At 37.2% G+C, this 25,666-nt stretch carries 24 protein-coding genes, 2 tRNA genes, 2 rRNA genes, 1 other RNA gene and 1 riboswitch (1 of these 30 only partly in view); of the genes, 6 read left to right on the top strand and 23 right to left on the bottom strand.

Translation table 11 applies throughout. The features are described 5' to 3' along the window. Positions 1-183: 183 nt before the first annotated feature. From P0092_RS08105 to P0092_RS08080, 6 genes are all read right to left on the bottom strand, one after another. Entirely contained in the window at positions 184-909 is a 726-nt protein-coding gene (locus tag P0092_RS08105) for an AAA family ATPase (RefSeq protein WP_004621783.1), read from the bottom strand. 3 nt (positions 910-912) lie between these two features. Then, complete coding sequence (locus P0092_RS08100; RefSeq protein WP_004621782.1) at positions 913-1,182, bottom strand: hypothetical protein; 270 nt, start codon at positions 1,180-1,182, stop codon at positions 913-915. A gap of 598 nt (positions 1,183-1,780) precedes the next feature. After that, on the bottom strand, positions 1,781-2,686 hold the full coding sequence (locus P0092_RS08095; protein ID WP_004621780.1) for a tyrosine-type recombinase/integrase: 906 nt from the start codon (positions 2,684-2,686) through the stop codon (positions 1,781-1,783). A gap of 345 nt (positions 2,687-3,031) precedes the next feature. Beyond that, positions 3,032-3,385: RNase P RNA component class A (gene rnpB, locus P0092_RS08090), an RNA gene on the bottom strand. Positions 3,386-3,446: 61 nt separating this feature from the next. Next, positions 3,447-4,241 carry a Nif3-like dinuclear metal center hexameric protein gene (locus tag P0092_RS08085; protein ID WP_004621778.1) on the bottom strand — a complete coding sequence of 265 codons (795 nt, stop codon included), beginning with the start codon at positions 4,239-4,241 and terminating at the stop codon, positions 3,447-3,449. Positions 4,242-4,267: 26 nt separating this feature from the next. Beyond that, positions 4,268-4,960, bottom strand: coding sequence for a tRNA (adenine(22)-N(1))-methyltransferase (locus P0092_RS08080; RefSeq protein ID WP_004621777.1), 693 nt, complete (start codon positions 4,958-4,960; stop codon positions 4,268-4,270). Positions 4,961-5,091: 131 nt separating this feature from the next. Between P0092_RS08080 and P0092_RS08075 the strand changes: the two genes are divergently transcribed. Beyond that, complete coding sequence (locus tag P0092_RS08075) at positions 5,092-5,265, top strand: hypothetical protein (RefSeq protein ID WP_004621774.1); 174 nt, start codon at positions 5,092-5,094, stop codon at positions 5,263-5,265. A gap of 31 nt (positions 5,266-5,296) precedes the next feature. On the opposite strand, the gene P0092_RS08070 is transcribed toward P0092_RS08075, so the two are convergent. The 5 genes from P0092_RS08070 to P0092_RS08050 form a co-directional block, all read right to left on the bottom strand. Continuing rightward, a tRNA-Ile gene (locus P0092_RS08070) sits at positions 5,297-5,373 on the bottom strand. A 4-nt stretch (positions 5,374-5,377) separates the two neighbouring features. Next, positions 5,378-5,453: transfer RNA gene (locus P0092_RS08065), tRNA-Asn, on the bottom strand. Positions 5,454-5,699: 246 nt separating this feature from the next. Continuing rightward, positions 5,700-6,779 (bottom strand): RNA polymerase sigma factor RpoD, encoded by a 1,080-nt coding sequence (rpoD, locus tag P0092_RS08060; protein ID WP_004621773.1) that lies wholly within the window; start codon positions 6,777-6,779, stop codon positions 5,700-5,702. Positions 6,780-6,804: 25 nt separating this feature from the next. Next, entirely contained in the window at positions 6,805-8,622 is a 1,818-nt protein-coding gene (gene dnaG, locus P0092_RS08055; protein ID WP_004621771.1) for a DNA primase, read from the bottom strand. 237 nt (positions 8,623-8,859) lie between these two features. Beyond that, on the bottom strand, positions 8,860-9,150 hold the full coding sequence (locus P0092_RS08050) for a DUF6514 family protein (RefSeq protein WP_004621769.1): 291 nt from the start codon (positions 9,148-9,150) through the stop codon (positions 8,860-8,862). A 291-nt stretch (positions 9,151-9,441) separates the two neighbouring features. On the opposite strand from P0092_RS08050, the gene P0092_RS08045 reads away from it, so the two are divergent. Continuing rightward, a complete protein-coding gene (locus tag P0092_RS08045) occupies positions 9,442-9,726 on the top strand; it encodes a hypothetical protein (RefSeq protein ID WP_004621766.1) in 285 nt (94 codons plus the stop codon). 114 nt (positions 9,727-9,840) lie between these two features. On the opposite strand, the gene secF is transcribed toward P0092_RS08045, so the two are convergent. From secF to queA, 9 genes are all read right to left on the bottom strand, one after another. Beyond that, a complete protein-coding gene (gene secF, locus P0092_RS08040; protein ID WP_004621764.1) occupies positions 9,841-10,821 on the bottom strand; it encodes a protein translocase subunit SecF in 981 nt (326 codons plus the stop codon). Then, on the bottom strand, positions 10,814-12,142 hold the full coding sequence (gene secD / locus P0092_RS08035) for a protein translocase subunit SecD (RefSeq protein ID WP_004621763.1): 1,329 nt from the start codon (positions 12,140-12,142) through the stop codon (positions 10,814-10,816). The genes secF and secD overlap by 8 nt, the downstream gene beginning before the upstream one ends. Before the next feature lie 226 nt (positions 12,143-12,368). After that, positions 12,369-12,869, bottom strand: a complete 501-nt coding sequence (locus P0092_RS08030) for a gamma carbonic anhydrase family protein (RefSeq protein WP_004621762.1) — start codon at positions 12,867-12,869, stop codon at positions 12,369-12,371. A gap of 11 nt (positions 12,870-12,880) precedes the next feature. Beyond that, positions 12,881-14,224 carry a thioether cross-link-forming SCIFF peptide maturase gene (scfB, locus tag P0092_RS08025; RefSeq protein WP_004621761.1) on the bottom strand — a complete coding sequence of 448 codons (1,344 nt, stop codon included), beginning with the start codon at positions 14,222-14,224 and terminating at the stop codon, positions 12,881-12,883. Between the two features lie 139 nt (positions 14,225-14,363). Beyond that, positions 14,364-14,504 carry a six-cysteine ranthipeptide SCIFF gene (gene scfA, locus P0092_RS08020; RefSeq protein WP_004621760.1) on the bottom strand — a complete coding sequence of 47 codons (141 nt, stop codon included), beginning with the start codon at positions 14,502-14,504 and terminating at the stop codon, positions 14,364-14,366. 80 nt (positions 14,505-14,584) lie between these two features. After that, the gene (locus tag P0092_RS08015; protein ID WP_004621759.1) at positions 14,585-14,989 is read right to left on the bottom strand and encodes a TIGR04086 family membrane protein; all 405 of its coding nucleotides are present in this window, start codon (positions 14,987-14,989) and stop codon (positions 14,585-14,587) included. A gap of 101 nt (positions 14,990-15,090) precedes the next feature. After that, positions 15,091-15,366: a preprotein translocase subunit YajC gene (gene yajC, locus P0092_RS08010; protein WP_004621758.1), complete on the bottom strand. Its 276-nt coding sequence runs from the start codon at positions 15,364-15,366 to the stop codon at positions 15,091-15,093. A gap of 55 nt (positions 15,367-15,421) precedes the next feature. Beyond that, entirely contained in the window at positions 15,422-16,543 is a 1,122-nt protein-coding gene (tgt, locus tag P0092_RS08005) for a tRNA guanosine(34) transglycosylase Tgt (RefSeq protein ID WP_004621757.1), read from the bottom strand. A 25-nt stretch (positions 16,544-16,568) separates the two neighbouring features. After that, complete coding sequence (gene queA, locus P0092_RS08000) at positions 16,569-17,591, bottom strand: tRNA preQ1(34) S-adenosylmethionine ribosyltransferase-isomerase QueA (RefSeq protein WP_004621756.1); 1,023 nt, start codon at positions 17,589-17,591, stop codon at positions 16,569-16,571. A 263-nt stretch (positions 17,592-17,854) separates the two neighbouring features. On the opposite strand from queA, the gene P0092_RS07995 reads away from it, so the two are divergent. Next, on the top strand, positions 17,855-19,219 hold the full coding sequence (locus tag P0092_RS07995) for an aspartate kinase (protein WP_004621755.1): 1,365 nt from the start codon (positions 17,855-17,857) through the stop codon (positions 19,217-19,219). A 59-nt stretch (positions 19,220-19,278) separates the two neighbouring features. On the opposite strand, the gene P0092_RS07990 is transcribed toward P0092_RS07995, so the two are convergent. Further along, the gene (locus P0092_RS07990) at positions 19,279-20,919 is read right to left on the bottom strand and encodes a SpoIID/LytB domain-containing protein (RefSeq protein WP_004621754.1); all 1,641 of its coding nucleotides are present in this window, start codon (positions 20,917-20,919) and stop codon (positions 19,279-19,281) included. 176 nt (positions 20,920-21,095) lie between these two features. Beyond that, a riboswitch (Lysine riboswitch) is annotated at positions 21,096-21,278 on the top strand. Between the two features lie 91 nt (positions 21,279-21,369). Between P0092_RS07990 and dapA the strand changes: the two genes are divergently transcribed. Genes dapA through P0092_RS07975 form a run of 3 tightly spaced genes read left to right on the top strand, consistent with a single transcriptional unit; the run spans position 21,370 to position 23,543 of the window. After that, positions 21,370-22,251: a 4-hydroxy-tetrahydrodipicolinate synthase gene (dapA, locus tag P0092_RS07985; protein ID WP_004621753.1), complete on the top strand. Its 882-nt coding sequence runs from the start codon at positions 21,370-21,372 to the stop codon at positions 22,249-22,251. A 32-nt stretch (positions 22,252-22,283) separates the two neighbouring features. Next, entirely contained in the window at positions 22,284-23,048 is a 765-nt protein-coding gene (dapB, locus tag P0092_RS07980; protein WP_004621752.1) for a 4-hydroxy-tetrahydrodipicolinate reductase, read from the top strand. A 24-nt stretch (positions 23,049-23,072) separates the two neighbouring features. Further along, complete coding sequence (locus tag P0092_RS07975; protein ID WP_004621751.1) at positions 23,073-23,543, top strand: ACT domain-containing protein; 471 nt, start codon at positions 23,073-23,075, stop codon at positions 23,541-23,543. A 128-nt stretch (positions 23,544-23,671) separates the two neighbouring features. On the opposite strand, the gene rrf is transcribed toward P0092_RS07975, so the two are convergent. Together rrf and P0092_RS07965 are read right to left on the bottom strand one after the other, a co-directional pair. Continuing rightward, positions 23,672-23,788, bottom strand: a 5S ribosomal RNA gene (gene rrf / locus P0092_RS07970). Positions 23,789-23,964: 176 nt separating this feature from the next. After that, positions 23,965-25,666 (bottom strand): 23S ribosomal RNA (locus tag P0092_RS07965) (it continues 1,351 nt past the right edge of the window).

Genomic DNA, 25,666 nt, shown 5'->3' with positions numbered 1-25,666 from the left:
ATTTTTAACCTGCCCTAAATGGAATATGTTCCCACAAATTTTACATTCCATGGTTTGACCCTACACTTATGATTTCAGTACTATAAAGTGGAATCTTTAAAAATGAAATCTACTCTCAAAATCATTCACATATAGGTTTGGACAACATATTAAATTTTAATGATTTATAAAGTACATAATGACCTAATCGTCTGAAAACAGCTCTTCCAGCACCTTATCCCGATTATTAAGAAACCCTCTCGTAACCTGGTAATGCTCGGTCTCCTCATATTGCACCTTTATAATGGGAGAATGGTCGAAGCTATAGATGTCGGCATCTGGGTAAGCCATAAGAATCGGCGAATGAGTTGCTATTATAAACTGGGCTTTTCCGTCTTTCTCCAACTGCCGTATTATCCGAAGAAGTACAAGCTGCCTTTGTGGAGATAATGCTGCTTCAGGTTCATCCAGAAGATATATCCCTTTGCCACCAAACCTGTTCTGCAAAAGCGAAAGAAAAGATTCTCCATGGGACTGCATATGAAGCGATTTACCCCCGTATGATGCATATGCTTCTGGTCCCAAACTGTCTATGTAACTTGCATAATCATAAAAAGTCTCGGCTCTCAATAAAAATCCGTTTGAAACCTTCGGAAGCCATGCCAGGGTTAATATTGACGAAAGTGACAAATCGTCAACATCATCAGTCAGTAAGCTATTACGGCTGCCGCCTTTCACACAAAATCCACAGTTTTGAGCAATAGCTTCAAGTAGTGTTGATTTGCCACTCCCGTTCTCCCCGACAAAGAATGTTACATTACTTTTAAAATATATGGACTTAATTCTCTTCAGCGAAGGAATATCGAACGGGTATCTGTTTCTACTTTCCACCTTATCCCAATTGAATCTGATTTCTTTTAGGTATGCCAAGACTTAATCTCCAAAATCAACGGATTTATTAATCAACCTGAACAGCCCCATACTTTTAATTAAGTTGGTTTTAATTATGTCATGGCTTGTATGGAAGACCAAATTGTTCCCTATACTTTTCGTTAGTTCTAAAGTTGCCGCTTTATCGTTTTCAATGGGGTTAATTACTTTCATTTCATCAATATACAAATAAAAATCATCTGTATGAGAGTTTGTTATTTGTAGTTTTACCCACTGGTCAGGATATAACTTTCTAACTTCATCCCATTTCATAATTTGGAACACCCCTTATGGCATCTTTTTATTATATTTTATCATAATTCAGTATTCTCTTAACCATGTCTGCATTAATCTTTTCGTCCGTAAGCCTTTAGCTTATGGATTCAGATATGCTTAAGCATATTCTTCGGTTATCTCAATCTGACGGAGTCCGAATCCCAGCCACCGTAGCTTCCATTTTCGCAGGCCGTCATAAAGCGTTTTTTTATGCCTTCCGACTCATGGAAGAACTTTATTTTCCTTACGGAAGAACCGTTTTACCTCTCTTTTCTCCCCCTTAACCCTTACCCTCTTTTTCTGACCCCTAACTATATTCCCACCCTCCAAACATCTTCCCTACCCCTTGCTCCAAATCCCTGATTTTACTTAATCCTGATTTCCCGCCCCAAAACACTTCTTCCGTATCAGAGTATGCGTAAAGATTTTAACACCATCATTTTCAATCAGCTTATTGACAACTCCGCAGCGGTCATCATGGCAATAAGTTACATTGGGTGTATTTACGGTAATAGGAATCAGATCAAAGCGTGATCCAATGGGATTCTTCTGGTGGTATTCGTCAACATTACAGGCTGGCTCAAGTGTTTCAATGCTATGCTGGTATTTTGGATAAAATATTTCTTTTGTGTTGAGTACCCATATGAAAGTAGACTTGCAGGCTTCCGAGATCACTATGCCCTGTATATTCTTGTATTTCAGCAATACTTGCCCCTTCTCTTATCATATTGCTTATGAAAGAATGACGGAAGGTGTGCGGTGTTATATCAAATTCCTTCTTAATGCCAGAATATAATACTGCCTTGTCGAACATTTGCTTAAAAGCTGTTACAGAAAGCCTATTTCCACGCTCTGATAAAAACAGAGGTCCTTTGGGAGTGAATCGGTTTTCAGCATAGTACCTTCTCATGGCATTTTCCAAGTTAGGATGCATTGGAAGATAATCATAGGTTTTTGTCTTTCTCCTGTATATTGCAATTTCATTTTTTTGAAAATCAATGTCCTTCCAGTCCAGATCTATTACTTCAGACCTCCTGCAGCCTAAATAAGCCAAAACTGAAAGCATAGCAGCATCTCTTGCTGTATTTTCCGTCTCAAATAGGGCAACCACGTCAATGATCTGGTATATTTCTTCCCACTCCAGAAAGTTTGGTGCTTTGGTGTCTTTATACTTTTTATGCTTTACTTCAAGAGCAGGGTTCTTTTCGATAAAACCAGCAAGTTCAAGATATTCGCAGAATTTTCTAAAGCAGAAATATTTCCTGTCAGCCGTTTTCCGTTTAAATCCTTTTTTATGGAACAAAAAGTCTCTGTATTGTAACACATGGCTTGTCTTCATGGCTGACAAATTATTCAATAGACTTTTATACCTTAAATCAAGGAATTCATTAAGAAGTGTCAGATCCGAACGATATGCTTTTATTGTACTCTCCGAACAATGGCTGCAATCCAAATCATTTAGAAATCCATTTACTGCTATTTGGAAGTCATTTTTGTTCATGTATATTCACCTCATAATTCTCATAGTCTTTTTCCCTGTATGTAGCCTATATTTCCTTGAAGGTCGACTCTTCATAGCAGATACAGCCTGCTCCATAACTGCATTTCTTATCTGATGGTTATATACTATCAGGTTAATTTTTCGTAATCAAATTCTACTACCCTTTTATAAGAAAAAACTTTTTACTTGGATTGACTTAAGAAAATTTGAGGAGTATGATTTTATTAAATAGATTAATAAAGGCGATAATCCTTTTCATAATAGAAATTTTATTGAGACGGCTTATAGACTTACAGCCCATAACCACAAAAACACCCGCCATATAAGCGAGTGTCTCTGATAAAAGGTATGAGTAAGTCTATAAGCCGGGTTCTGTATTCGACGATCATCTATCTAGGCCGTACATTTCTGCATGGCTCAAGCCACCTCCCCGGGACTGACGGGCAGTCATTGCGTCCCTCCACGGTGTTGCTCCAGGTGGGGTTTACATAGCCGACAAGTCGCCAAGTCGCTGGTGAGCTCTTACCTCGCCTTTCCACCCTTACCATAAGGCGCAAGCCTAATATGGCGGTATATCTCTGTTGCACTTTCCTTAAAGTCACCTTCACCGGGAGTTACCCGGCACCATTGCCCTATGGAGCCCGGACTTTCCTCATCTACGCCTTTTCAGGCAGTATCTGCGATCATCTGGCTTACTCATAAATTGAGAACGTTAAAGTTCTCTCAAGACTGTTAATTATAGTTGTTGAATTAATATAAGTCAAGCAAAATTAAATGGGTCAGCTTCCACTATACTGCAAATTATTTCAAGTTCCTTAAATCTTTTGCTTAGGGTATCCCTTAATTTAGGCAAAATGATTCGTTCTGTTGCAAAATGCCCCGCATCAACAATGCACAGACCCATTTGAGCGGCATCTAACGCAGTATGGTACTTTATATCACCTGTTACCAAGACATCAGCCTTGCGGCTTTTTAAGTTCTCCAGATCGTCATCAAAGCTGCCGCAAAACACTGCAATGTTTTTTACTTTTTCAGGTTTATTACCGATTATTCTGAGATTCTCTATTCCTAAGTTTTTCTTAATATCTCTAACAAATTCATCAAAACTCGTATAATCCGGTAATTCCCCTATCTTTCCCATTCCTAAGTCAAAATTTAATCCTTTTGGAATGTACGTTTTCAAATTCTTACAATTCCTAAGTTGTAAGTTCTCTGCCAGAGTATCATTAACTCCCCCCGGGGCTGTATCGAGATTTGTATGTGCACTAACAACTGTTATATTGTTTTTTATCAGCTTTGCTATCTGAGCTCCTTTGAAAGTTTCCATATCTATGGCTTTCATCTTTGAAAAGATAAAAGGATGATGAGAAATAATCATTTGAGCACCATTACTTTCAGCTTCAGATATCACGTTAGCTGTTACATCCATACAAAGTAGTATTTTTGTTATATTGCTGTCCCTGCTGCCAACCATTAGCCCTACACTATCCCACTCCTCAGCATATCGCCAAGGTGCAATTTCATTTAAATAATTAAGTACATCTCCTGCATTCATTTTTTTCACCCTTACAGATAATATATTTATAGTTTTTCAATCAAATTTATATAATCTATTTTTTGTCTTAAATATTGACTTTTAAGCGCATCATTTTCTTTCATTTCTTCCAACTGTTCAAGTACTTTATCAATCTGCTGTACCTTCATTCTACAATAAGCACCAAGTAATGGATCTTTTTTTTCTATAAGTCTTTGTCCAACATAAAGTTCAAAATCAGAGTATTGTTTCTCATTTCCACTGAACTTAGCAGACAGCACAAAGTATATTTTAGGACCTTCTGCAACCATTTCTTCATCATATATTTCAAAAGCGTTGTCATACAACCATTTTCGCACTACATGAAGATCATTCATAGGTTGTAATACCAGAGTATCAGCATTAACTGTTTTTGGCTTATTGGCCTCTAAAAGCTCCGTCAAAAGCGTTCCACCCATTCCGGCAATGATTATTGAGTCCGCTTCATTAATTTCTATAGTATCCAAGCCATTACCAAGTCTGGTTTCTATCTTTTCAGATAATTTATATAAAGAAATATTGTTACTAGCCATCTTTACAGGTCCTATTTTAACATCTGATGCAATTGCCTTTTGGCAAACACCATTCTGAACCAGATAAATAGGAATATATGCGTGGTCAGTTCCTATATCTGCCAACACATTACATTTAGGAACTTTATCAGCAATTAATTTGAGCCTTCCCTTTAAATTTAAAATCAAAACATCCTCCAAATATTGTAACTAATATGGTCATTTTCTGTATCACCAGATTAAATTATACACATACTAAAGATAATTAATCAATGTTTGATTTAAAAGTAGGACATAAAATATGAAACGAGGTATCTTCTGTGAGCTTTTTCAAGAATAAGAATAGTGGCAGCGATATTGAAACCCCCATATCAAGCATTCTTTTGGGAAGGGACATTTTAGGTGTTAATCCACATAACTCTGCATTAAATAAAACAACTATTGATTTGCAGGACGAAAAGTTGAGTACGGACTATACCAACAGAATAAAATAAAAAGAACACGCATCTGCGTGTTCTTTTTATTTGGTGGGCCTTCAGGGACTCGAACCCCGGACCAACCGGTTATGAGCCGGTTGCTCTAACCAACTGAGCTAAAGGCCCGAATTGGCTCCTCAAGTAGGACTTGAACCTACGACCCTGCGGTTAACAGCCGCATGCTCTACCGACTGAGCTATTGAGGAATATCTCTATGCCTCTCATTTGAGGGCTTTGCTCTCTCGAGCACATAAACTATTATACTTACGAACTATAAACTGGTCAACACCAAAATAACCATAAATAGACTATTTAAATAGTTTATTGTCGTTTTTCTTACTTATATTAAACCAATCGAATAATATCTATTATTTTTAGTTTTCTAAAAAATGGCTATCAAGGTGCAAAAAAACCCCCTATCCTTGATTTATTTCGGATAGCGGGTCCATAGATTAGTCTAAATAATCCTTTAACTTTTTGCTTCTGCTTGGATGTCTCAATTTTCTTAACGCCTTTGCCTCTATTTGACGAATGCGCTCTCTGGTTACATTAAACTCCTTACCAACTTCTTCAAGAGTCCTTGCTCGTCCATCATCCAAACCAAATCTTAGCCTTAGAACCTTTTCTTCACGTGCAGTTAAAGTATCCAGCACGTCAATAAGCTGTTCTTTAAGCAAAGTAAATGCAGCAGCTTCTGCAGGAGCCGGAGCATCATCATCTGGAATAAAGTCACCCAAATGACTGTCTTCTTCTTCTCCTATAGGAGTTTCCAGTGATACTGGCTCTTGTGAAATTTTCATAATTTCACGAACCTTGTCTACAGACATACCAATTTCTTTTGCAATTTCATCGGGCTGTGGCTCTCTACCCAACTCCTGCAACAATTGTCTTGAAACTCTAATCAATTTATTAATAGTTTCTACCATATGAACAGGAATACGGATAGTTCTCGCCTGGTCGGCAATTGCCCTTGTGATAGCTTGTCTTATCCACCATGTGGCATAGGTACTGAATTTAAAACCTCTTCTATAATCAAATTTTTCAACTGCCTTAATCAATCCAAGATTACCTTCCTGAATCAAGTCAAGGAACTGCATACCTCTGCCAACATACCTTTTGGCTATGCTGACAACAAGCCTTAAATTTGCCTCGGCCAATCTTCTTTTTGCTTCAATATCACCGTTTTCCATTCTATGAGCAAGATCAATTTCTTCATCTGCTGATAAAAGAGGGACTTTACCAATTTCTTTAAGATACATACGTACAGGGTCATCTATACTTATGCCCTCCGGAATACTAATATCAAGTTCCTCGTCCGTTAGCTGAATCTCTTCCATTTCAGCTTCCATATCGCCAACTACATCAACTCCCATTGTTTCAAGGGTTTCGTATATTTTTTCAATATGCTCCGGCTCAAGCTCGATTTCCTCAAAGGCATCTATAATCTCTTTGTAGGTCAGCATTCCTTTTTGCTTTCCTCTATCTATTAGTTCCTTTAGTAATGCCTTTCTACTCTCCTGACTATGTTTCACTTATTTCCCCTCCTTTCAAGCTCAATTACAAACCTTTTTTCTTTATAGCTATATTCGATACAATACTGCTTAATTCCCGATTTAATAATTCAACATCTCCTTCTGTCAGATCACTACTCTTTTTAAGCTCGATTATTTGATTTTTTCTTTCTTCCAAGCTAAACAGGTCTATCTTTCTAATTATATCCAAAGCCGCTTTTTTATTATCCTCAAATATACTCTGAGACTGCACTATATTTGCAAAACTTTCTGCCATCCCGGGAGAAAGTTTATTTAATATTTCACCCGTTAATATCCCTGCCTTACTTTCAATTCTTTCCACTGCAAAATCAAATGCATTTTTTACTTCATCTGATTCAAAACTGTCCCAACTAATAACATCTTTAATGCTAAAGTATACATTATTATCGATGCATATAGTTGCCAACAGCATTAATTGCAGTCTTACCAACCATTCTTCCTGATTCTTAACAACTGTACTCTTTCGTATTGGATTTCGGCTAAAATTATTACTTCTAGGTACTTGTTGCTTAAAATTTGAATCTGCTTCCTTTTGTTGCTTTGCTATTTCTGATAAAATTGATTGTGTACTTACTCCCAACTCATCAGATAATTTTTTTACATAAAGTTCTTTTTCTACATTATTGTCAATTTTGTCCAATATAAGTACAGCTTTATCAAGAAACCTGACTTTTCCTTCATTTGTTGAGGTATCTATATCATTTTTTAGCGAACCAAGCTTAAAATCAAGCAAACCTTTTGATCTATCAACAAGTTGTTTAAACTCTGTAACTCCATGAGCCTTAATAAACTCATCAGGGTCCTTACCTGATGGTATTGTTAAAACCCTAACATTACAGCCAATTTCATTTAATAAATCAAGGCTTCTGAATGCAGCAGCCTGGCCAGCTGAATCAGAATCAAAGGAAAGAACTATTTCTTCAGTGTACTTCTTCAAAAGTCTGCCCTGATTTTCTGTTAATGCTGTTCCTAAAGGAGCAACTGAGTTTATTATTCCACATTGGTGTAATGATATAACATCCATATAACCTTCTGATAAAATCAATTGTTTGGAACAAGCACTTTTTGCAAAATTCAAGGCATACAAGTGTTTACCTTTCTGATAAACTTCAGTTTCAGGAGAATTCATGTATTTTGGCTGAGACGAATCAAGAACTCTCCCTCCAAAGGCTATTACATTTCCTCTTATATCAAATATTGGAAACATAATCCTACCTCTAAATCTATCGTAAATTTTACCACTTTCTTCCTTATATATAACAAGCCCACTTTGTTTAATGGATGAATCACTAAAGCCTTTTGCCTTTAAGTGTTTATATAGTATATCATATCTGTCCTCGGCATAACCTATACCAAACTTGGCTATAGTTTGTTTCTGTATCTTCCTGTTCATTAAATATGAATTTGGAATATTATTTTTTTCATTGTTAAGGTTGTCTCTAAAAAACCTGGCTGCTTCAAGATTTATCTCCAGTAGCTCCTTTTTTAAACCAGCTTTCTCGTCATTACGAACACCTTCGGTTATATCCGGAATCTGAATCTTAGCTCTATCAGCAAGAAATCTCAAGGCTTCCGGAAAATCCAGATTTTCAATGGACATAATAAAGTGTAAAACGTTTCCGCCTTTACCACATCCAAAGCAATGAAATATCTGTTTTACAGGCTCAACAGAAAATGATGCTGTCTTTTCATTATGAAAAGGACATTTTCCAAAATAATTCTTTCCTTTCTTCTCCAGCTTGACATATTCTGATATAACACCGACAATGTCATTACTTACTCTTATCTCTTCAATAAGGTCGTCTGGAAATAAATTTGCCATTATGCTCAATATCCCTATCTACTTATTTTTACTCATATGCAAATATTATAGACATATCTGCTATAATTTATTTTAAACCTAGCCAAAATCACTTAATATGTGTTCGACATTATTATTAATAATCCTTCTTTTTTAATAATATTTTTAATAACAAATTCAATCAATAAAGCCTTAAATCGCACAAAAAAAGCATGTTCTGCTAGAACATACTTTATAATCCAATTAATTAACTAATCTTTATGCTATGCAATCATATATAACATCATAAACGCTAACCGGAGTAACTGAATTCGAGTACAGCAAGTAAATAAGGTTATTTATACCTGTTTTGGATGGAAGAACATCCGGAATAAATGCCTTTTCAATTCCTCCCACATCGTATTCCATAATAACTTGTATGCCATACGTAGTAGTGGAATTAGTCTGTTCACTTGCGATAAGATAGTACTTGAGATATAGTTCCTTTTCTTTACCTTCGGAGACAACAACTTTTTTTGAGTAAATAAGATTTGTTTCATAATCTCTCATTCCTGCTCTCCTCCTTCGCATCTTTTTATGGTAATTATAATATATTGGGATATATTAAACTATACAAAAGTTTTATTCTAATTCGACCAACTTTACATAAAAGTTTTACTCGCTTGATGAATTTTGTCGAATAACGGATTATTATCAATTATTAACATTGCTGTTCTAAACTATAAGTGTTACTATTTTACTTGTACGTAAAATCATTTTTATCTAATAACCTATGTATATGCATGTTCTATAGAGTTTTCTTTACTTAATCAGAGGTCTAAATATTTAGGGGGTTAATATATGAATAGTAATCAAAAAGATAAAAAAGCCAAATTTAATATGTTAAGTTCAGCTATATGTAATATGGCTGATTTACCAAAAAAGATGATTAAATATGCCACTCCGGCTGCACTTTTATTGATAATATTAGGCACGGTATTTTTTATTATTAACAGAACAAGTAATAGCTATAGCATTATTTTTGATAGCACAGCAAAATCATTTATCACTAACAGCTTTTATCTTTTATGTGAGTTTCTCATAGCAGCCTTTGTAATTGATATCGTTATCAAGAAAAAAGCGTGATTTCGCCACATAACTTAACTATCGCCTGCGGGTTCCTATTGGAACCCGTATTTTTTCAATGCTATAAAAAAAGACTGCTGAACAAATCTGATGTCCAACAGTCTAGTATTTTTATTAAGCTTTTGCTGGTTTTCCTGAAATCTTCTTCTTTTTCTGACTTTCCTTCCACATTACATACAGCGGGCTTGCAATAAATATTGATGAATAACATCCTGCTGTAATACCTACAATCAACGGGAAGCTGAATTGTTCCATTGAATTTATACCGTTTATTTTAGAGAATATATATACAGTAGTTATTGCTATTAAGGAAGTAACAACTGTGTTTATTGATCTGTTTAAAGTCTGGATTATACTGCTGTTTACCAATTCAGGAAGAGGCACTTTTCTGAGCAGTCTGTTGTTTTCTCTGATACGGTCATAAATTATAACTGTATCATTCATAGAATACCCAACAACAGTCAACATTGCCGCAATAAATGACTCATTCAATGGTATCTGGAAAATAACATATACAGAAAGCATTACCAAAACATCATGAATAACTCCTACAACCGCAAATACACCGGCCGATAACCCTGACATAGCTTTGAATCTGTACCAAACATATAATATAATCAATACAAAAGCTATAACAATAGCCTTCAAGCCGTTATTCATTATTTCCTTACCAATGAACGGTTCAACACTTTCTTCACTTACAACAGCGTCTTTAGCATTAAGCTTAAACTCTTTTACAACTGCTTCTTCAACTTTAGTCAATTCAGTGTTTGAAAGTGTATCCTGACTTCCTATGCTTATTTTTATTATATCAAAGCTCTTAGCGTTTGCACCATTTACATCGTATGAAGTTGACTTCTGAACCTTTGCAGGTTTATTTAATGTCTTTGTAACAAAATCTGCGATTTGAGTCTGTAAATCCTGAGTGTTTTTCTCAGTAAACATTTTATCATTTGCTCTCATCTCTATTATAGTTCCGCCTTCAAACTCTATATCAAGTTTAAAGCCTTCAACTAAATACATAGCAACACCTGATAAAATAATTATGGCTGAGAGTATAAAAAAGTAGTATCTCTTAGCATATAAATTAACCATTTGCTTTTCCTCCTCTCATACTTACGCCATATAACCAATGGTGTTTTGCAACTTCAATATCCTGTATGGACTTCAGCATTATTCTGGAAGCTGTTACAGCAGTTATAAAGCTTAATACAACACCTATTCCCAGAGTATATGCAAAACTCTGTATAGGGCCTGTACCAAATTTCCATAATACTACGGCAGATATAAGAGTAGTTACGTTTGAATCAAGTACAGCTGAGAAGGCTCTCTTAAATCCTACATCAATTGCAGCATGAAGAGTCTTTCCGTTTTTGATTTCATCCTTAATTCTTTCAAATATTATAACGTTGGCATCAACGGCCATACCTATTGTCAGTACAAGACCCGCAATACCCGGTAAAGTAACAATTATATTTGTCCAGGACAATGCCAGTAACTCCATAACCGTATGGAGAATTAATGCAATACTTGCAATTAATCCCGGTAATCTGTAATAGAAAATCATAAATAAACAAATCAGTATAAGTGCCACTATAAATGCATTTATACTTACATTAAGTGCGTTAGATCCAAGGGTAGGGCTTATATTATTTACCTGTCTTGCTTCTAACTTAAATGGCAATGAACCTGACTTAATAAGACCGGCGAGATTTTTAGCCTCGTCTCTTTGTTCATCACTGGCAGTACCACCAAGAGTAATTCTAGCGGAAGTGCCGGTAATCTGTGTCTGAACGTTTGGAGCACTGACTAAATCATTATCCATAAATATTGCTATAGGTTTACCAATAAGTCTTCCTGTTGCTTCTGAAAACTTTTTTCCGCCCTCTGATGTAAGTTTCAGTGCGACACAATAACCACCATTTTCGCCATCAATTTCAGGAGTGGCATCTTTTACATCTCCACCTTCAAGAATAATCTTATTGGTTGGAAGATAGTTTCCATTTGCATCTTTTTTGCTTGTGTCAACCTCTTGGAAGGTTAATAATGCGGTTTTACCAATTTCTTCTATTGACTTCTGTGGATCGAATGCTTCGCCTTTTTTGTGTGGTATTTGTACTAGAATGTATCCCTTATCTTTATCTACAGTGATAACTCTGTCAAAGATATTTTTAGAATCCAATCTCTTACCTATGATAATTCTTGCAGCATCCAAGTCTTCAGCTTTTGCCTTGCTTTTGTCCTTTGTTACTGCGTAAAGTCTAGCATCCACGCCTCCCTGAATGTCAATACCCGTTCTAATTTCCTTAACACCTGGTATTTCAAAACCTAAGATAGAACCATAAGCTGCTATCCAGGTCAAAATTCCGATGATAAGCAATATCGAGAAAAATTTAACCGCGTTGCTTCCTCTCATTTGTAGTATTCCCCCTTAAATTATAATCCACTTACGCCATTATATAACTTACAAAAATGCTAGTCAATAAATAAGTCTCAATATTAAACATAAATTTACAAATTAAGTAATTAATTTTGTTTATATTTTAACTAATGAATTAAACATGTCATCCTTTGTAAGATATAAAATGAATTTAAAATGAATATCCTGTGATTATAGGATATTCACTTTTGCTGAAAACTATTTATTTGTAAAATTTTAACAGATTAATATACTCATTTGCATTACATTTGATTTCAGCAATCTCTTGGTCGGACAATGTCCTTTTAACCTCAGCCGGACTGCCTGCAACAAGACAGCCATCCGGTATTTTAGTCCTTGGTGTAACTACACTTCCGGCAGCTACAAGACAATTGTTGCCTATTTCCGCGCTGTCAAGCACTATTGCACCCATTCCCACAAGTGTATTATTCCCTATGCTGCAGCTGTGCAAAATTGCCCCGTGCCCGATTGTTACATGAGAACCCAATTTCACTTCAATACCCGTTTTGCAATGTAATATACAGCCTTCCTGTATATTTGTATTATCACCGACAACTATACTATCGATGTCTCCTCTTAAAACCGCATTGTACCAGATAGTTGTATTTTCACCCAAAACTACGTCTCCAATAACTGTACTGTTTGGTGCAACAAACGCAGTCTCGTGGATTTTAGGTGTGATGTTGTTAAAATCCTTTATCACAATGAACCCCTCTATTCTTGAGTTTTTATCCAGATTGCACATTCTACTCTCTTTTTCTCAAGTTCGCAACCAATTTTGTATGGAACATTAATATCATTATTAAATTGGTACGCATTTGCAGCACACCCTCCACTGCAATAAAATTTAGCCCAACATTCAGCGCAGTCCTTTTTTGTGTAAACATTTGACTTTTGAAAATCTTTCTGAAAATCACTATTGAATACACCTTCATGAACATTGCCCATTCTAAACTTCTCATCTCCCACAAACTGATGGCAAGGATATAAATCGCCTTCCGGCGTTACAGCCAGATACTCATGTCCTGAACCGCATCCCCCAAGTCTCTTGATGACACAAGGTCCCTGTTGCAAATCAATCATAAAATGAAAGAAATTAAAGCCGCAATTCTCACTATCTCTTTTTACATATTCTCTTGCAAGGTTTTCATACTCTTCAAAAAGTTTTGGGAGATCCTGTTCACGGATGTCATAACCGGAATCTTTAGCAGCAACAACAGGCTCTATAGATATCTGCTTGAAGCCCTGATCAGCCAGATGAAGTACATCTTCGGAAAAATCAAGATTTTCTCTTGTAAAAGTACCTCTTACATAGTAATTATCCTGATTTCTAGATTCTGCCATATCCTGAATTTTAGGAAGTATTCTTTCATAAGTACCTGAGCCATCAACTCTTGGCCTCATATTGTCATTTGTTTCCTTACGTCCGTCAATACTGAGAACCACATTATGCATATTCTTATTAATGAAGTCTTTTATTTCATCATTTAATAATACAGCATTCGTAGTAATAGTAAATCTGAAATTCTTGCCAGATTCTTTTTCTCTGATTCTGGCATATTCAACAATACCTTTTACCACGTCAAAGTTCATCAGCGGTTCTCCTCCGAAAAAGTCCACTTCCAAATTACGTCTGCCTGCTGATTTTTCAATCAGAAAATCTATTGCTTTCCTGCCTGTTTCAAGATCCATCATGGTTCTGTGACCACCAAAACTTCCGGTGGAAGCAAAACAATACTTACATCTTAAGTTACAGTCATGACAAATATGTAAACATAAAGCCTTTACTACCGGTTTTCTTTCCCACTTATTTAAAGCATCTGAATATACATCCTCACTAAAAAGCAAACCTTTGGATTCAAGTTCTGCAATTTCCTCAAAGGCATCTTCAATAACTTGTCCTGAGTATTTTTCTGATAGTAATTCAACTATTTGTTCTCTTGTTTCATTCTTATATAAATCTACTACATCAAAAGCAGCATCATCAAATACATGGACAGCACCGCTGTTTATGTCCAAGACTATATTGGTATCGTACATAGTATACTTGTGAATCATTTAAAGAAACCTCCTAAAGCTAAAAAATCCTGGATACAACACCGGGTTAGAACATTTAAAAAAGTGAAAAGTGTAAAATCACCTTTCACTAATTTATAAATTCATACATATTAAGAAAAATCAATATGCATATCTAATATTACTTATTTTCGCAGCTTTGATTAGCAACTGTGCATGATGTCTTGCAAGCTGACTGGCAAGAAGTCTGACATTCGCCACATCCACCTTTTGCAAGGCTATTTTTAAGAGTAGCATTGTTAATAGTCTTTATATGTTTCATTATGTAGTCCCCCCCATCAATTTTCTTAGCCGATTATAGCATATCTATTTAGTTTTGAAAAGCCATTTTTTAGAAAACCGTTATCGTAAATTAATCCCAAAAATGCCACCAAGGCACCCCACAATAGCACCAATAACCACTGATAACATAACCTGAACATCAACTTTAAAGTTCAGGAACACAAGACTGCTGGCAATGTATAGTAAAGCCACATAAAGGATTCCCACAAAGCAGCCGTTCATCCAGCCTTTACTCTTAACATTTTTTGTGGAGTAAGCTGAAGCCACCAGTACACTCAATACAGTTGTAATAAGAACTGCAATATAGGTGTGTTTTTCAGGAAAATCCGTATATGTTAAAAACAATGCGAACCCTAAAAAACACGGAAGCGTTATAAGAAAAGCAATCATTAAGCCTTTTACTACTCGCAGCAGGTTTATGTGTTCATCCAGTGTTTTTTTTATCCCAGGTGTCTGTACGCCCATAGTGTACCTCCAAAAATATAATATAAAATCTTCTTTGTATATCATATTTTTGAGGTAGTCCACTTAGAACAAGTTGGTTATAATTAATTATATTTTGCTTATTAGCCTTCAACAGGCTTTACAACATCTTTAATTGCCCAACGCTTTACAAGTATCTTATTTTTATCAACACCGGATTCGATATATATTTCGTCATCTTTTATGTTTATAATCTTACCTGCTATACCTCCGATAGTTGTAACACCCCATCCAACTTGAAGTGAATTAAGCATTTGCTGGGTCTTCTTTTCCTTTTTTTTCTGTGGGAGAATGAGCATTACATACATAAGTCCCAGAATTAAAGCCATAGGTAATACTAATTGAATTAACGCCGCCATTACTAAAGCCTCCTGTAAATATTTTTATTTAACACAGTTAAACTGTATTATCCTATTATTTAGTATAGCCATATTTCAGATAAAATTCATCCCTGAAGCTGGCGAGCCTATCATCCATTATAGCTTGTCTTACTTGTTTCATCAAGTTTATTAAGAAATATAAGTTGTGCCAGGTTGTAAGCCTTAAACCCAAAAGTTCTCCGCATTTGACAAGGTGTCTGATATAAGCTCTTGAATAATTTCGGCAGACATAGCAATCACACTCAGGGTCCAGCCTTGAAAAGTCTCTTGAGTATTTTGCATCACGAATTATAACTCTGCCTCTGTTTGTAAGTACTGTACCATTTCTTCCTATTCTTGTGGGAAGAACACAGTCAAACATATCAATACCTCTCATGGCTCCCTCAATAAGATAATCAGGCGTACCAACCCCCATCAGATATCTGGGTTTGTCCGCCGGCATAAGAGGGGCCGTATAGTCCAGTACCTCGTACATAAGCTCAGCAGGCTCACCAACGCTTAAACCGCCTATTGCATAACCCGGAAAATCCAATTCCTTTAGTTGGTTAGCACTCTCTATCCTCAACTCTTTGTACATTCCACCCTGAATTATACCGAAAAGTGACTGTTTTTCCGTATCTATATGAGCTTCCTTACATCTCTTTGCCCATCTTGTTGTACGCTCCATAGACTTCTTAACGTAATCGTATTCAGCCGGATAAGGGGCACATTCATCAAAAGCCATTATTATATCTGCACCGAGATCATTCTCTATTCCCATTACTGATTCCGGCGTAAACACATGTTTTGAACCATCCAGATGAGATTTGAAGGTTACACCTTCTTCCGTAATCTTTCTGAGTCCGCTAAGACTGAATACCTGAAATCCGCCACTATCCGTTAGTATAGGTCTGTCCCAGTTCATAAAACCGTGAAGGCCTCCTGCCTGCTTTACTATATCCTGGCCGGGCCTAAGGTAGCAATGATATGTGTTGCTTAAAATTATTCTCGCATCTATCTCCTTTAGTTCTTCCGGAGACATTCCTTTAACAGTTGCAAGTGTACCAACAGGCATAAAAACAGGGGTATCAAATGAGCCGTGAGGTGTATGCACCTTGCCTAATCTTGCCCCAGTCTGCTTGCAGGTTTTTATTAATTCATAAGTAACTGCTGCCATAGTAATTACCTTTCTATTAATTAGTTTATTTAATAAACATTGCATCTCCGAAGCTGAAAAATCTGTATTTTTCTTCCACAGCTACGTTGTATGCATGCATCACATTATCTCTGCCGGCTAAAGAACTTACCAGCATTATAAGTGTTGACTCAGGCAAATGAAAGTTTGTAATAAGTCTGTCTACCACTTTAAACCGGTAGCCGGGATATATGAAGATATCTGTCCAGCCATCGCAGGGAGCAATCCTACCGCTTTTCCCAACAGTTTCAAGTACCCTGCAGCTGGTAGTACCAACAGCTACAACTTTTTTACCTTTTTGTCGTGTATCGTTTATTATATCACATGTTTCCTGACTTATTGAATAGTATTCCGAATGCATTTTATGTTGAGTTATATCGTCAACTTTCACAGGTCTGAAAGTACCAAGACCGACATGAAGCATTACATATGCTATTTTTACACCTTTTCGAGTCAAAGAATCCAAAAGTTCTTTTGTAAAATGCAGTCCGGCAGTTGGCGCAGCGGCCGAGCCATTAACCTTGGCATATACAGTCTGGTATCTTTCCGGATTTTCAAGCTTTTCAGTAATGTATGGCGGCAATGGCATTATACCTACCCTGTCCAGTATTTCTTCAAAAACGCCGTCATATATAAACCTGACAAGTCTGTTTCCTTCATCGAGTACTTCAAGAATTTCTGCCTTTAGCTCTCCATTTCCAAAAACAAATCTGCTTCCCGGTTTTGCCTTTTTGCCGGGTCTTAAAATTACCTCCCACTTGTCTCCTTCAACCCTTTTGAGCAAAACAAATTCTATCTTTCCGCCTGTACCCTCTTTTTCGCCTAAAAGCCTTGCAGGTATAACTCTGGTATTGTTCAGAACCAAACAATCACCTTCATCCAGATAGTTAACTATATCCGTGAATAATTTATGTTCAATCTCTCCGGTTTCCTTATTCAGCACCATCAGTCTGGACATATCCCTCTTTTCCATGGGATGCTGTGCGATAAGTTCCTCCGGAAGGTAATAATCGAAATCGTGCAAGTCCACCTAAAATAACCTCCAATTTTTCTTCTATTATTATGTCTGTTTATTATAAATAACAATCATAAAACTTATTGCATAAAATAAACCAATAAATATCATACATTATAATTGTTTATATTACAAATATTATTGCCATACATAATCTTTTTTTGTATAATTTATGAGATAATCGTATGAAGTTCCATATGCTCTTATATTTACTTAGGGACAACAAGTCCCCATGTTTTGAGAGTAAATTTTTAATATAAATGGATGGAGGATTCAAAATGAAGGTAGCAAAATTTGGAGGAACCTCTTTAGCTAATGCAGAACAGATTAAAAAAGTTTGCAGTATCGTCCTTGCTGATAGCGAGAGAAAGGTTATTGTAGTATCTGCTCCCGGTAAAAGGGATAGTTCAGATACCAAGGTTACTGATTTACTTATTGCTTGTGCACAAAAACACCTGCAGACAGGAAATGCAGACGCAGAACTTGAGGCTGTTGTAAAGAGGTTCAAGGATATAGCTAATGAACTTGGGCTTGATGATGAAATTGTTAAAATGATTAAGTCCGATTTAGAAGAAAGACTTAAACTCGATACTTCTCACACAGGTATGTTTATGGATGCCATGAAAGCTGCCGGAGAAGATAACAGTGCCAAATTGGTAGCTGCATACTTGAACAGTATAGGCGAAAAGGCAGAATATGTATCCCCTAAAAAAGCAGGGTTACTCATGAGTGATGAATTCGGAAACGCACAGGTTTTGCCTGAATCCTATGAAAACCTTAAAATGATTAACAGTATTGAAGGAATTGTTATCTTTCCGGGCTTCTTTGGTTACACTAAAGACGGAAAAGTTGCAACTTTCCCACGTGGAGGTTCAGATATAACCGGTTCCATTTTAGCAGCAGCATTAAAGGCTGATTTGTACGAGAATTTTACTGATGTAGATGCTGTGTATGCAGCTCATCCCGGACTGGTTCACAATCCTGTTGCAGTACCTGAACTGACTTACCGTGAAATGAGAGAATTATCATATGCCGGTTTCTCAGTATTACATGAAGATACACTGGTTCCGGTTTTTATGGCTGGTGTTCCGGTTTGTATAAAAAACACTAATAACCCATCTGCTCCGGGAACAAAGATTTCCCTCACCAGAGACTATTCACCCAACCATGTTGTTGGAATAGCAAGTGATGCAGGGTTCTGCTGTATCTATGTGAGCAAATTTATGATGAACAGAGAAGTAGGCTTCGGAAGAAAGCTCCTTCAAATTCTTGAAGATGAAGGTATTTCATATGAGCATACTCCTTCAGGCATTGACAACATATCTATAATACTAAAACAGAACCAACTGAAGGCAGGTATAGAACAAAAAATAATTGACCGTATCAAAGATGAGTTAAAGGTTGACGATGTTTCCATTGACCACGACCTCGCAATGATAATAATCGTTGGCGAAGGTATGAAGAATACCGTAGGAACTGCTTCAAGGGCCACAACTGCATTAGCCAAGGCATCCATAAGTTTGGAAATGATTAATCAAGGTTCATCAGAAATAACAATGATGTTTGCTGTAAGAGAGAACGAAGCACACAAAGCTGTTATATCTCTCTACAATGAATTTTTCCTTAACAAGTTATACAAATAATATATAAAAAGGGGCTCATTTTTAGTGAGTCCCTTTTTATATATCTAAACTGTTTCTTTCTATTTCTTAATCTCAACCTTAGTTCCGGTGTAATAGTGTGTCAGTATTTGTTCATATGTAAAGCCTGCTTTTGCCATACCCATGGCACCTTCCTGACTCATGCCTACCGCATGTCCCCAGCCCTTGCCCGTAAAAACATATTCCTGGGTATTTGCCGAGACAACAGATTCTTTACCATCTGCCCCGATAATAGTTACTTTCTGGTTTGAATTATTATAAGATTTTTCCCCGCTGCTTGTTATTACTTTTATTTGGTTCAACGATACATTTTCTATTTTTTTATTAACCTGAACATTTAGATTTGCATCAGAAGAAATATTATACATTTGGCTTGGAAGACTAAGAAAAGTCCTGCACTTATCTCTTACGATTGTAACACCTTCAGGCTTCAATGTCCCAGTTATAACAACTTCAATCGGTCTTCCTGCCTCAGAGTACTTTGTAATCTTAATGCCCGTTACAGTTCCCAGTCCATAACTTTTCAGCTTTGCACTTATCTCATCTGCAGTGAACTTCATTGTCCAATTGTAGTTATAGGATTTCGCTGATTCATATTTGTCTTCAACACTTTTTAAGTATGGCAGGCTATTACCCCAAACATTTACAACGTCCTCGGTTCTGCCACCTGTAGACGCTGAATAGACTGTTTCAACAAGATTGCCGTTATAGGTTACAACCATATTTCGTGTCTCATCAATGGCTTTGGTTGTATTAGCATTTTCCGAACTATATCCTTTATATGCTTGGCAGTCAGTTGAAGCACACAAATTAAAACCGTACTTAGAATGCTTATTAATTGTTTTGTAAGAATAAGTTCTTGCTGCTATTGCCTGAGCCTTTAATGCTTCAATATTTGAATATGCAGGCATTTCATTGGGAACCACACCGTATAAATATTCTTCAAAAGGCAGTACATTAATAATTGTCATATCGCTGCCGGATATCCTATTAAGCTCAACTTGTCCTCGATATAAGCTCGTTCCTATTTTAATGGTATTTGGATTACCTGCTGAAGTTGCTCTTCCTCTTAAAACACTATTTGATGACGCATACATGAATAAGACTTTACCATTTTGGTCTGAACCGTAAATTCTTGAACCAGCCTCGGCAATTATGTTATATGTATTGTCTCCTAACTTTGACTTAACAGTATTCATGGCTGCCTGAGCAGTTGATTGACTAGCGTAAAAACCTGTCCATATTTGCCAACCTGAATCAGTATAAACAGGATATACAGTAATACCTTTCTTATTATAGCTTTGACTCAGTGAAACTGTATCATTATAAGTATTATATGTACCATTAATACGAATATGGTAAGGCCCGCTCGTTGGATTTCCGGTTGAAGCGACCGGTGTGAACTTCGTTCCGCTTTGTAGAAAGTAGCTGTCTTTTCTCAATGTAATTGTCTGACCGACAGCTAATTCATAAACATTATTATTTTTTCCTGTCTTTGCATCATACGCACAGAATGATACTCCTTTGTCGCTGCTGACATTAATCTGGCTCTGAGCAGTTGACCCATAATACAGACCTATTTTTATTAACGATAGCTCAGCCGCCGACGTATTCAAGTTGTTAAAACCGGTCAGCATCATAAATATCATTACAATGCATATAAATAAGGATATTTTTTTCATTAGTACTAAACTCCCCCACTTTTCCATTTTCTCCTTACTTCGACAAGTTCAAAAGTACATCCTGCCTTGTTTACTGAATTGTAACAATATTGAAATATAGTTCATATAATATAAAAATCAGATGTAAATAAATTGACACTTGATATAACGAATGTTATTATAGAAAAAAAGAATATATGCTAGATAGAGGTGCGTCTTTTATTAGTAAGCACAATGAGGATTCTGGGGTCTAATGATTTGTGCTGAAAGGAAAATACGCCGAAGGCAGTACTGTACCCCGAACATCGTAATGCCTGGTTTCAAGGTCAATAGCCTTGTGACTGTCATCATTCAAGAAATGGTGGAGCGCTATCTGTTATTAATTATATTTTACTATAATTGGTTAAACAGACGTCGGCGTTACTGCCGACGTTTTTTAATTATATTATTGTTTATGAAAGGGTGGGAACAATGAAAAAGCCAATTTTTACGGGCTCAGGTGTAGCAATTATTACCCCATTTACAAATGACGGTACTGACTATAATAAATTATCAGAACTGATTGAATATCAGATTAAAGAAGGTACTGATGCAATTATTATTTGCGGTACAACAGGTGAAGCATCTACCATGTATGATGAGGAACATAAGGCTGCAATCAAATTTACTGTTGAGAAGGTTAACGGAAGAATTCCGGTTATTGCAGGAACAGGAAGCAATCACACCGTTCACGCCGTGGCGCTTAGTAAATACGCTGAGGAGGTCGGTGCTGACGCAATTCTCACAGTTACCCCGTATTATAATAAAACTACTCAAAAGGGCTTATATGAACATTTTAAGATGGTTGCAAACAGCATAAAAATTCCTGTAGTGCTTTATAATGTTCCGTCCAGAACAAACCTTAATATAGCTCCTGAAACTATACAGGCCCTCTCAAAGATTGATAATATTGTAGGTTTAAAAGAATGTAATCTTTCTCAGATAGGAGACATCATTAACCTGTGCGGAGATGATATAACGGTTTATTCCGGAGAAGATGGAGCCATAGTGCCATTTTTGTCTATGGGTGCTAAAGGTGTTATCTCTGTTTTAGCAAACATTGCACCAAAAGATACCCATGATATTGTTGCTAAATATATCTCAGGTGATATTGATGGAAGCAGGAATCTGCAATTGAAAGCTCTTGACCTTATTAAGGCTTTATTCTGTGAAGTAAGTCCTATACCAATTAAAGCTGCCATGAACCTTATGGGAATGAATGTAGGAGGCTGCAGGCTGCCATTGGTTGAAATGTCAGATAAAAATCTGGAAATACTTAAAACGGAACTTGTAAAGTATGGTTTATTGCCATAACTAAAATACAGACATAGGATGTGGAATAGCTAATGATTAATATACTATTAAGTGGATGCAATGGAAAAATGGGTCAGGTAATTACCAGACTTTCTGATAATTTTCCTGAATTAAAGATTGCAGCAGGGTTTGATATTAATAATAATATAAATAACCCATACCCTGTTTTTACATCATTGACAGACTGTAATGTAGATGTTGATGTAATAATAGATTTTTCAAACCCGAAAGCATTTACACCTTTGGTAGAGTATGCTCAGGAAAAGCATTTACCACTGGTACTGGCTACTACAGGTTTGGCAGCAGAGCAGATAAATACTCTTAAAACCACTGTTGCCGGAAGAATACCGGTATTCTTCTCTGCAAATATGTCACTTGGAGTCAATTTACTTATTGACTTGGTTAAAAAGGCAGCTAAGGTTCTTGAAGACCAATTTGATATAGAAATCGTTGAAAAACATCATAATCAAAAAATTGATGCACCAAGTGGAACAGCACTTGCCATTGCTGACGCTATTAATGATTCACTTGATGATAAATATGAATATATGTATGACAGACATTCCAGAAGAAAGAAGCGCAGTAAGCAGGAAATTGGTATACACGCCGTGCGCGGAGGTACAATTGTGGGTGATCACTCTGTTATTTTTGCAGGAAACGATGAAATAATAGAAATAAATCACACTGCGTTATCAAAAGAGATATTTGCTGTAGGTGCATTAAAGGCATCAGTCTTTATTGCATCAAAAAAACCGGGATTGTATTCAATGTCGGAGCTTATTTCAGAAACCAACTAGTTAATGCTTCAAGGAGGTATTATTATGACCATTTTACCGGTTACAAGTATCAGTACAGTATACAATGTAGCATTAGTGGCAGTAGATAATCTTCCAAATGATATGGTTCTCATAGCGGGAATTTTCAATAAAATTGCAGACGAAAATATAAATATTGATATGATTAGTCAAAGTCCACCCTATAAAGGGAAAATCAATATTTATTTTAGTATACCTGCTGATAACATAATAAAGGTAATTACTATTTTAAACTCATTTAAAATAAAGGTTCCCAACCTGAGAATTGAAGTAGACTCAGACAGCACAAAAATTAGTGTCTTTGGAGAAGGCATGAGAGATAAACCCGGGGTAGCTGCAAAAGTTTTTGCATTAATGGCTGATAATGAAATTGAAATTAAACTTATCACGACCTCCGAAGTTGATATATCCTATCTCATATATGAAAAGGATGCTGATAAAGCTATTAATGCTATAAGACAAGAATTTAATATATAAAAGCTATTTAACGAAATATCTGGAACCCCCGTGTTTTAATGCATGGGGGTTTTATTGAGTTGGTTTAACTTTTAAATAGCTTAAACCAAAACAAAACCTCAAGCTATAAGCTTGAGGTTTTCATATAAATCCGGCGGAGACCTACTTTCCCGGGCCGTTTCCAGCCAAGTATTATCGGCACTGAGATGCTTAACTGCCGTGTTCGGTATGGGAACGGGTGTGGCCATCTCGTCATTTCCACCAGAAAATTTAAAATTGTGATAAGCTTCGTATTACTTACATACTACTAGCTTCTGACAATTTTGTTAACTTTTTTAAGATACTTTTGTACCTTCAGAACTGATTAATGTTATTCTTCTAAGAAGATGTGAAGCTCTCATTGTCTGGTTAAGACCTTCTACTTTTGAATACCTGTTTTCTTTGGGTCAAACCCTCGACCTATTAGTATCAGTCAGCTTAACACATTACTATGCTTACACTCCTGACCTATCAACCATGTAGTCTACATGGGGTCTTACCTATTGCTAGTGGGATATCTCATCTTGAGGTGGGTTTCACGCTTAGATGCCTTCAGCGTTTATCCCTGCCGAACTTGGCTACCCAGCTGTGCCATTGGTATGACAACTGGTGCACTAGAGGTTCGTCCATCCCGGTCCTCTCGTACTAAGGACAGATCCTCTCAAATATCCTGCGCCCGCGACAGATAGGGACCGAACTGTCTCACGACGTTCTGAACCCAGCTCGCGTACCGCTTTAATTGGCGAACAGCCAAACCCTTGGAACCTGCTACAGCTCCAGGATGCGATGAGCCGACATCGAGGTGCCAAACCTCCCCGTCGATGTGGACTCTTGGGGGAGATAAGCCTGTTATCCCCAGGGTAGCTTTTATCCGTTGAGCGATGGCAATTCCACTTTCATACCACCGGATCACTAAGCCCTACTTTCGTACCTGCTCGAGGTGTTTCTCTCACAGTCAGGCTACCTTATGCCTTTGCACTCGTTGCGCGATTTCCAACCGCGCTGAGGTAACCTTTGGACGCCTCCGTTACTCTTTGGGAGGCGACCGCCCCAGTCAAACTGCCCACCTGACAGTGTCCCTAGACCAGCTTATGGTCTCAGGTTAGAGTTCCAGTACTTTTAGAGTGGTATCCCAACGTCGACTCCTTGATGGCTGGCGCCACCAGTTCTCAGTCTCCCACCTATCCTGTACAAAAAATACCGAAACCCAATATCAAGCTACAGTGAAGCTCCATGGGGTCTTTCCGTCTAGTCGCGGGTAACTTGCATCTTCACAAGTACTACAATTTCGCCGGGTACGTTGTTGAGACAGTGCCCAAGTCATTACGCCATTCGTGCGGGTCAGAACTTACCTGACAAGGAATTTCGCTACCTTAGGACCGTTATAGTTACGGCCGCCGTTTACTGGGGCTTAAGTTCATGCCTTCGGGTTTCCCCTAAGCAATTCCCGTAACCTTCCAGCACCGGGCAGGCGTCAGCCCCTATACTTCATCTTTCGATTTAGCAGAGACCTGTGTTTTTGATAAACAGTTGCTTGGGCCTATTCTCTGCGGCCTCAATTGCTTGAGGCACCCCTTTTCGCTAACTTACGGGGTCAATTTGCCGAGTTCCTTAACAACGCTTCTCCCGCTCGTCTTAGGATTCTCTCCTCACCTACCTGTGTCGGTTTGCGGTACTGGTACCTTTAATCTGGATAGTGGTTTTTCTCGTCAGTGTGGAATCTGTCACTTCGGTACTTGTTTTCCCTCCGCATCACGTCTTCGAAACATCCGGCGGATTTGCCTACCGGACTATCTACCTCGCTTGCACGATCTTTTCCAGCTGATCGCTTGACTTATCCTCCTGCGTCCCCACCTCTCTCATAACGATTAACGGTAGTACAGGAATTTCAACCTGTTGTCCATCACTTACGCCTTTCGGCCTCAGCTTAGGTCCAGACTTACCCTGGGCGGACGAACCTTCCCCAGGAAACCTTAGGTTTTCGACGGTAAAGATTCTCACTTTACTCTCGCTACTTATTCCGGCATTCTCACTACTGCTTCGTCCACAAGTCCTTTCGATCTTGCTTCAACCTACAACAGTAAGCTCCCCTACCACCCTCGTGC

The organism is Ruminiclostridium papyrosolvens DSM 2782, from assembly GCF_029318685.1.
Classification (GTDB): Bacteria; Bacillota; Clostridia; order Acetivibrionales; family DSM-1351; genus Ruminiclostridium; species Ruminiclostridium papyrosolvens.
This window is presented reverse-complemented; position numbering and strand designations above follow the sequence as displayed.

Coding starts and splice junctions, on each gene's coding strand:
- P0092_RS08100 (WP_004621782.1), bottom strand. CDS start 1,182: ATGAAATGGGATGAAGTTAGAAAGTTATATCCTGACCAGTGGGTAAAA.
- P0092_RS08095 (WP_004621780.1), bottom strand. CDS start 2,686: ATGAACAAAAATGACTTCCAAATAGCAGTAAATGGATTTCTAAATGAT.
- P0092_RS08085 (WP_004621778.1), bottom strand. CDS start 4,241: ATGAATGCAGGAGATGTACTTAATTATTTAAATGAAATTGCACCTTGG.
- dnaG (WP_004621771.1), bottom strand. CDS start 8,622: ATGGCAAATTTATTTCCAGACGACCTTATTGAAGAGATAAGAGTAAGT.
- P0092_RS08050 (WP_004621769.1), bottom strand. CDS start 9,150: ATGAGAGATTATGAAACAAATCTTATTTACTCAAAAAAAGTTGTTGTC.
- P0092_RS08045 (WP_004621766.1), top strand. CDS start 9,442: ATGAATAGTAATCAAAAAGATAAAAAAGCCAAATTTAATATGTTAAGT.
- secF (WP_004621764.1), bottom strand. CDS start 10,821: ATGGTTAATTTATATGCTAAGAGATACTACTTTTTTATACTCTCAGCC.
- secD (WP_004621763.1), bottom strand. CDS start 12,142: ATGAGAGGAAGCAACGCGGTTAAATTTTTCTCGATATTGCTTATCATC.
- scfB (WP_004621761.1), bottom strand. CDS start 14,224: ATGATTCACAAGTATACTATGTACGATACCAATATAGTCTTGGACATA.
- scfA (WP_004621760.1), bottom strand. CDS start 14,504: ATGAAACATATAAAGACTATTAACAATGCTACTCTTAAAAATAGCCTT.
- P0092_RS08015 (WP_004621759.1), bottom strand. CDS start 14,989: ATGGGCGTACAGACACCTGGGATAAAAAAAACACTGGATGAACACATA.
- yajC (WP_004621758.1), bottom strand. CDS start 15,366: ATGGCGGCGTTAATTCAATTAGTATTACCTATGGCTTTAATTCTGGGA.
- tgt (WP_004621757.1), bottom strand. CDS start 16,543: ATGGCAGCAGTTACTTATGAATTAATAAAAACCTGCAAGCAGACTGGG.
- P0092_RS07995 (WP_004621755.1), top strand. CDS start 17,855: ATGAAGGTAGCAAAATTTGGAGGAACCTCTTTAGCTAATGCAGAACAG.
- P0092_RS07990 (WP_004621754.1), bottom strand. CDS start 20,919: ATGAAAAAAATATCCTTATTTATATGCATTGTAATGATATTTATGATG.
- dapA (WP_004621753.1), top strand. CDS start 21,370: ATGAAAAAGCCAATTTTTACGGGCTCAGGTGTAGCAATTATTACCCCA.
- dapB (WP_004621752.1), top strand. CDS start 22,284: ATGATTAATATACTATTAAGTGGATGCAATGGAAAAATGGGTCAGGTA.
- P0092_RS07975 (WP_004621751.1), top strand. CDS start 23,073: ATGACCATTTTACCGGTTACAAGTATCAGTACAGTATACAATGTAGCA.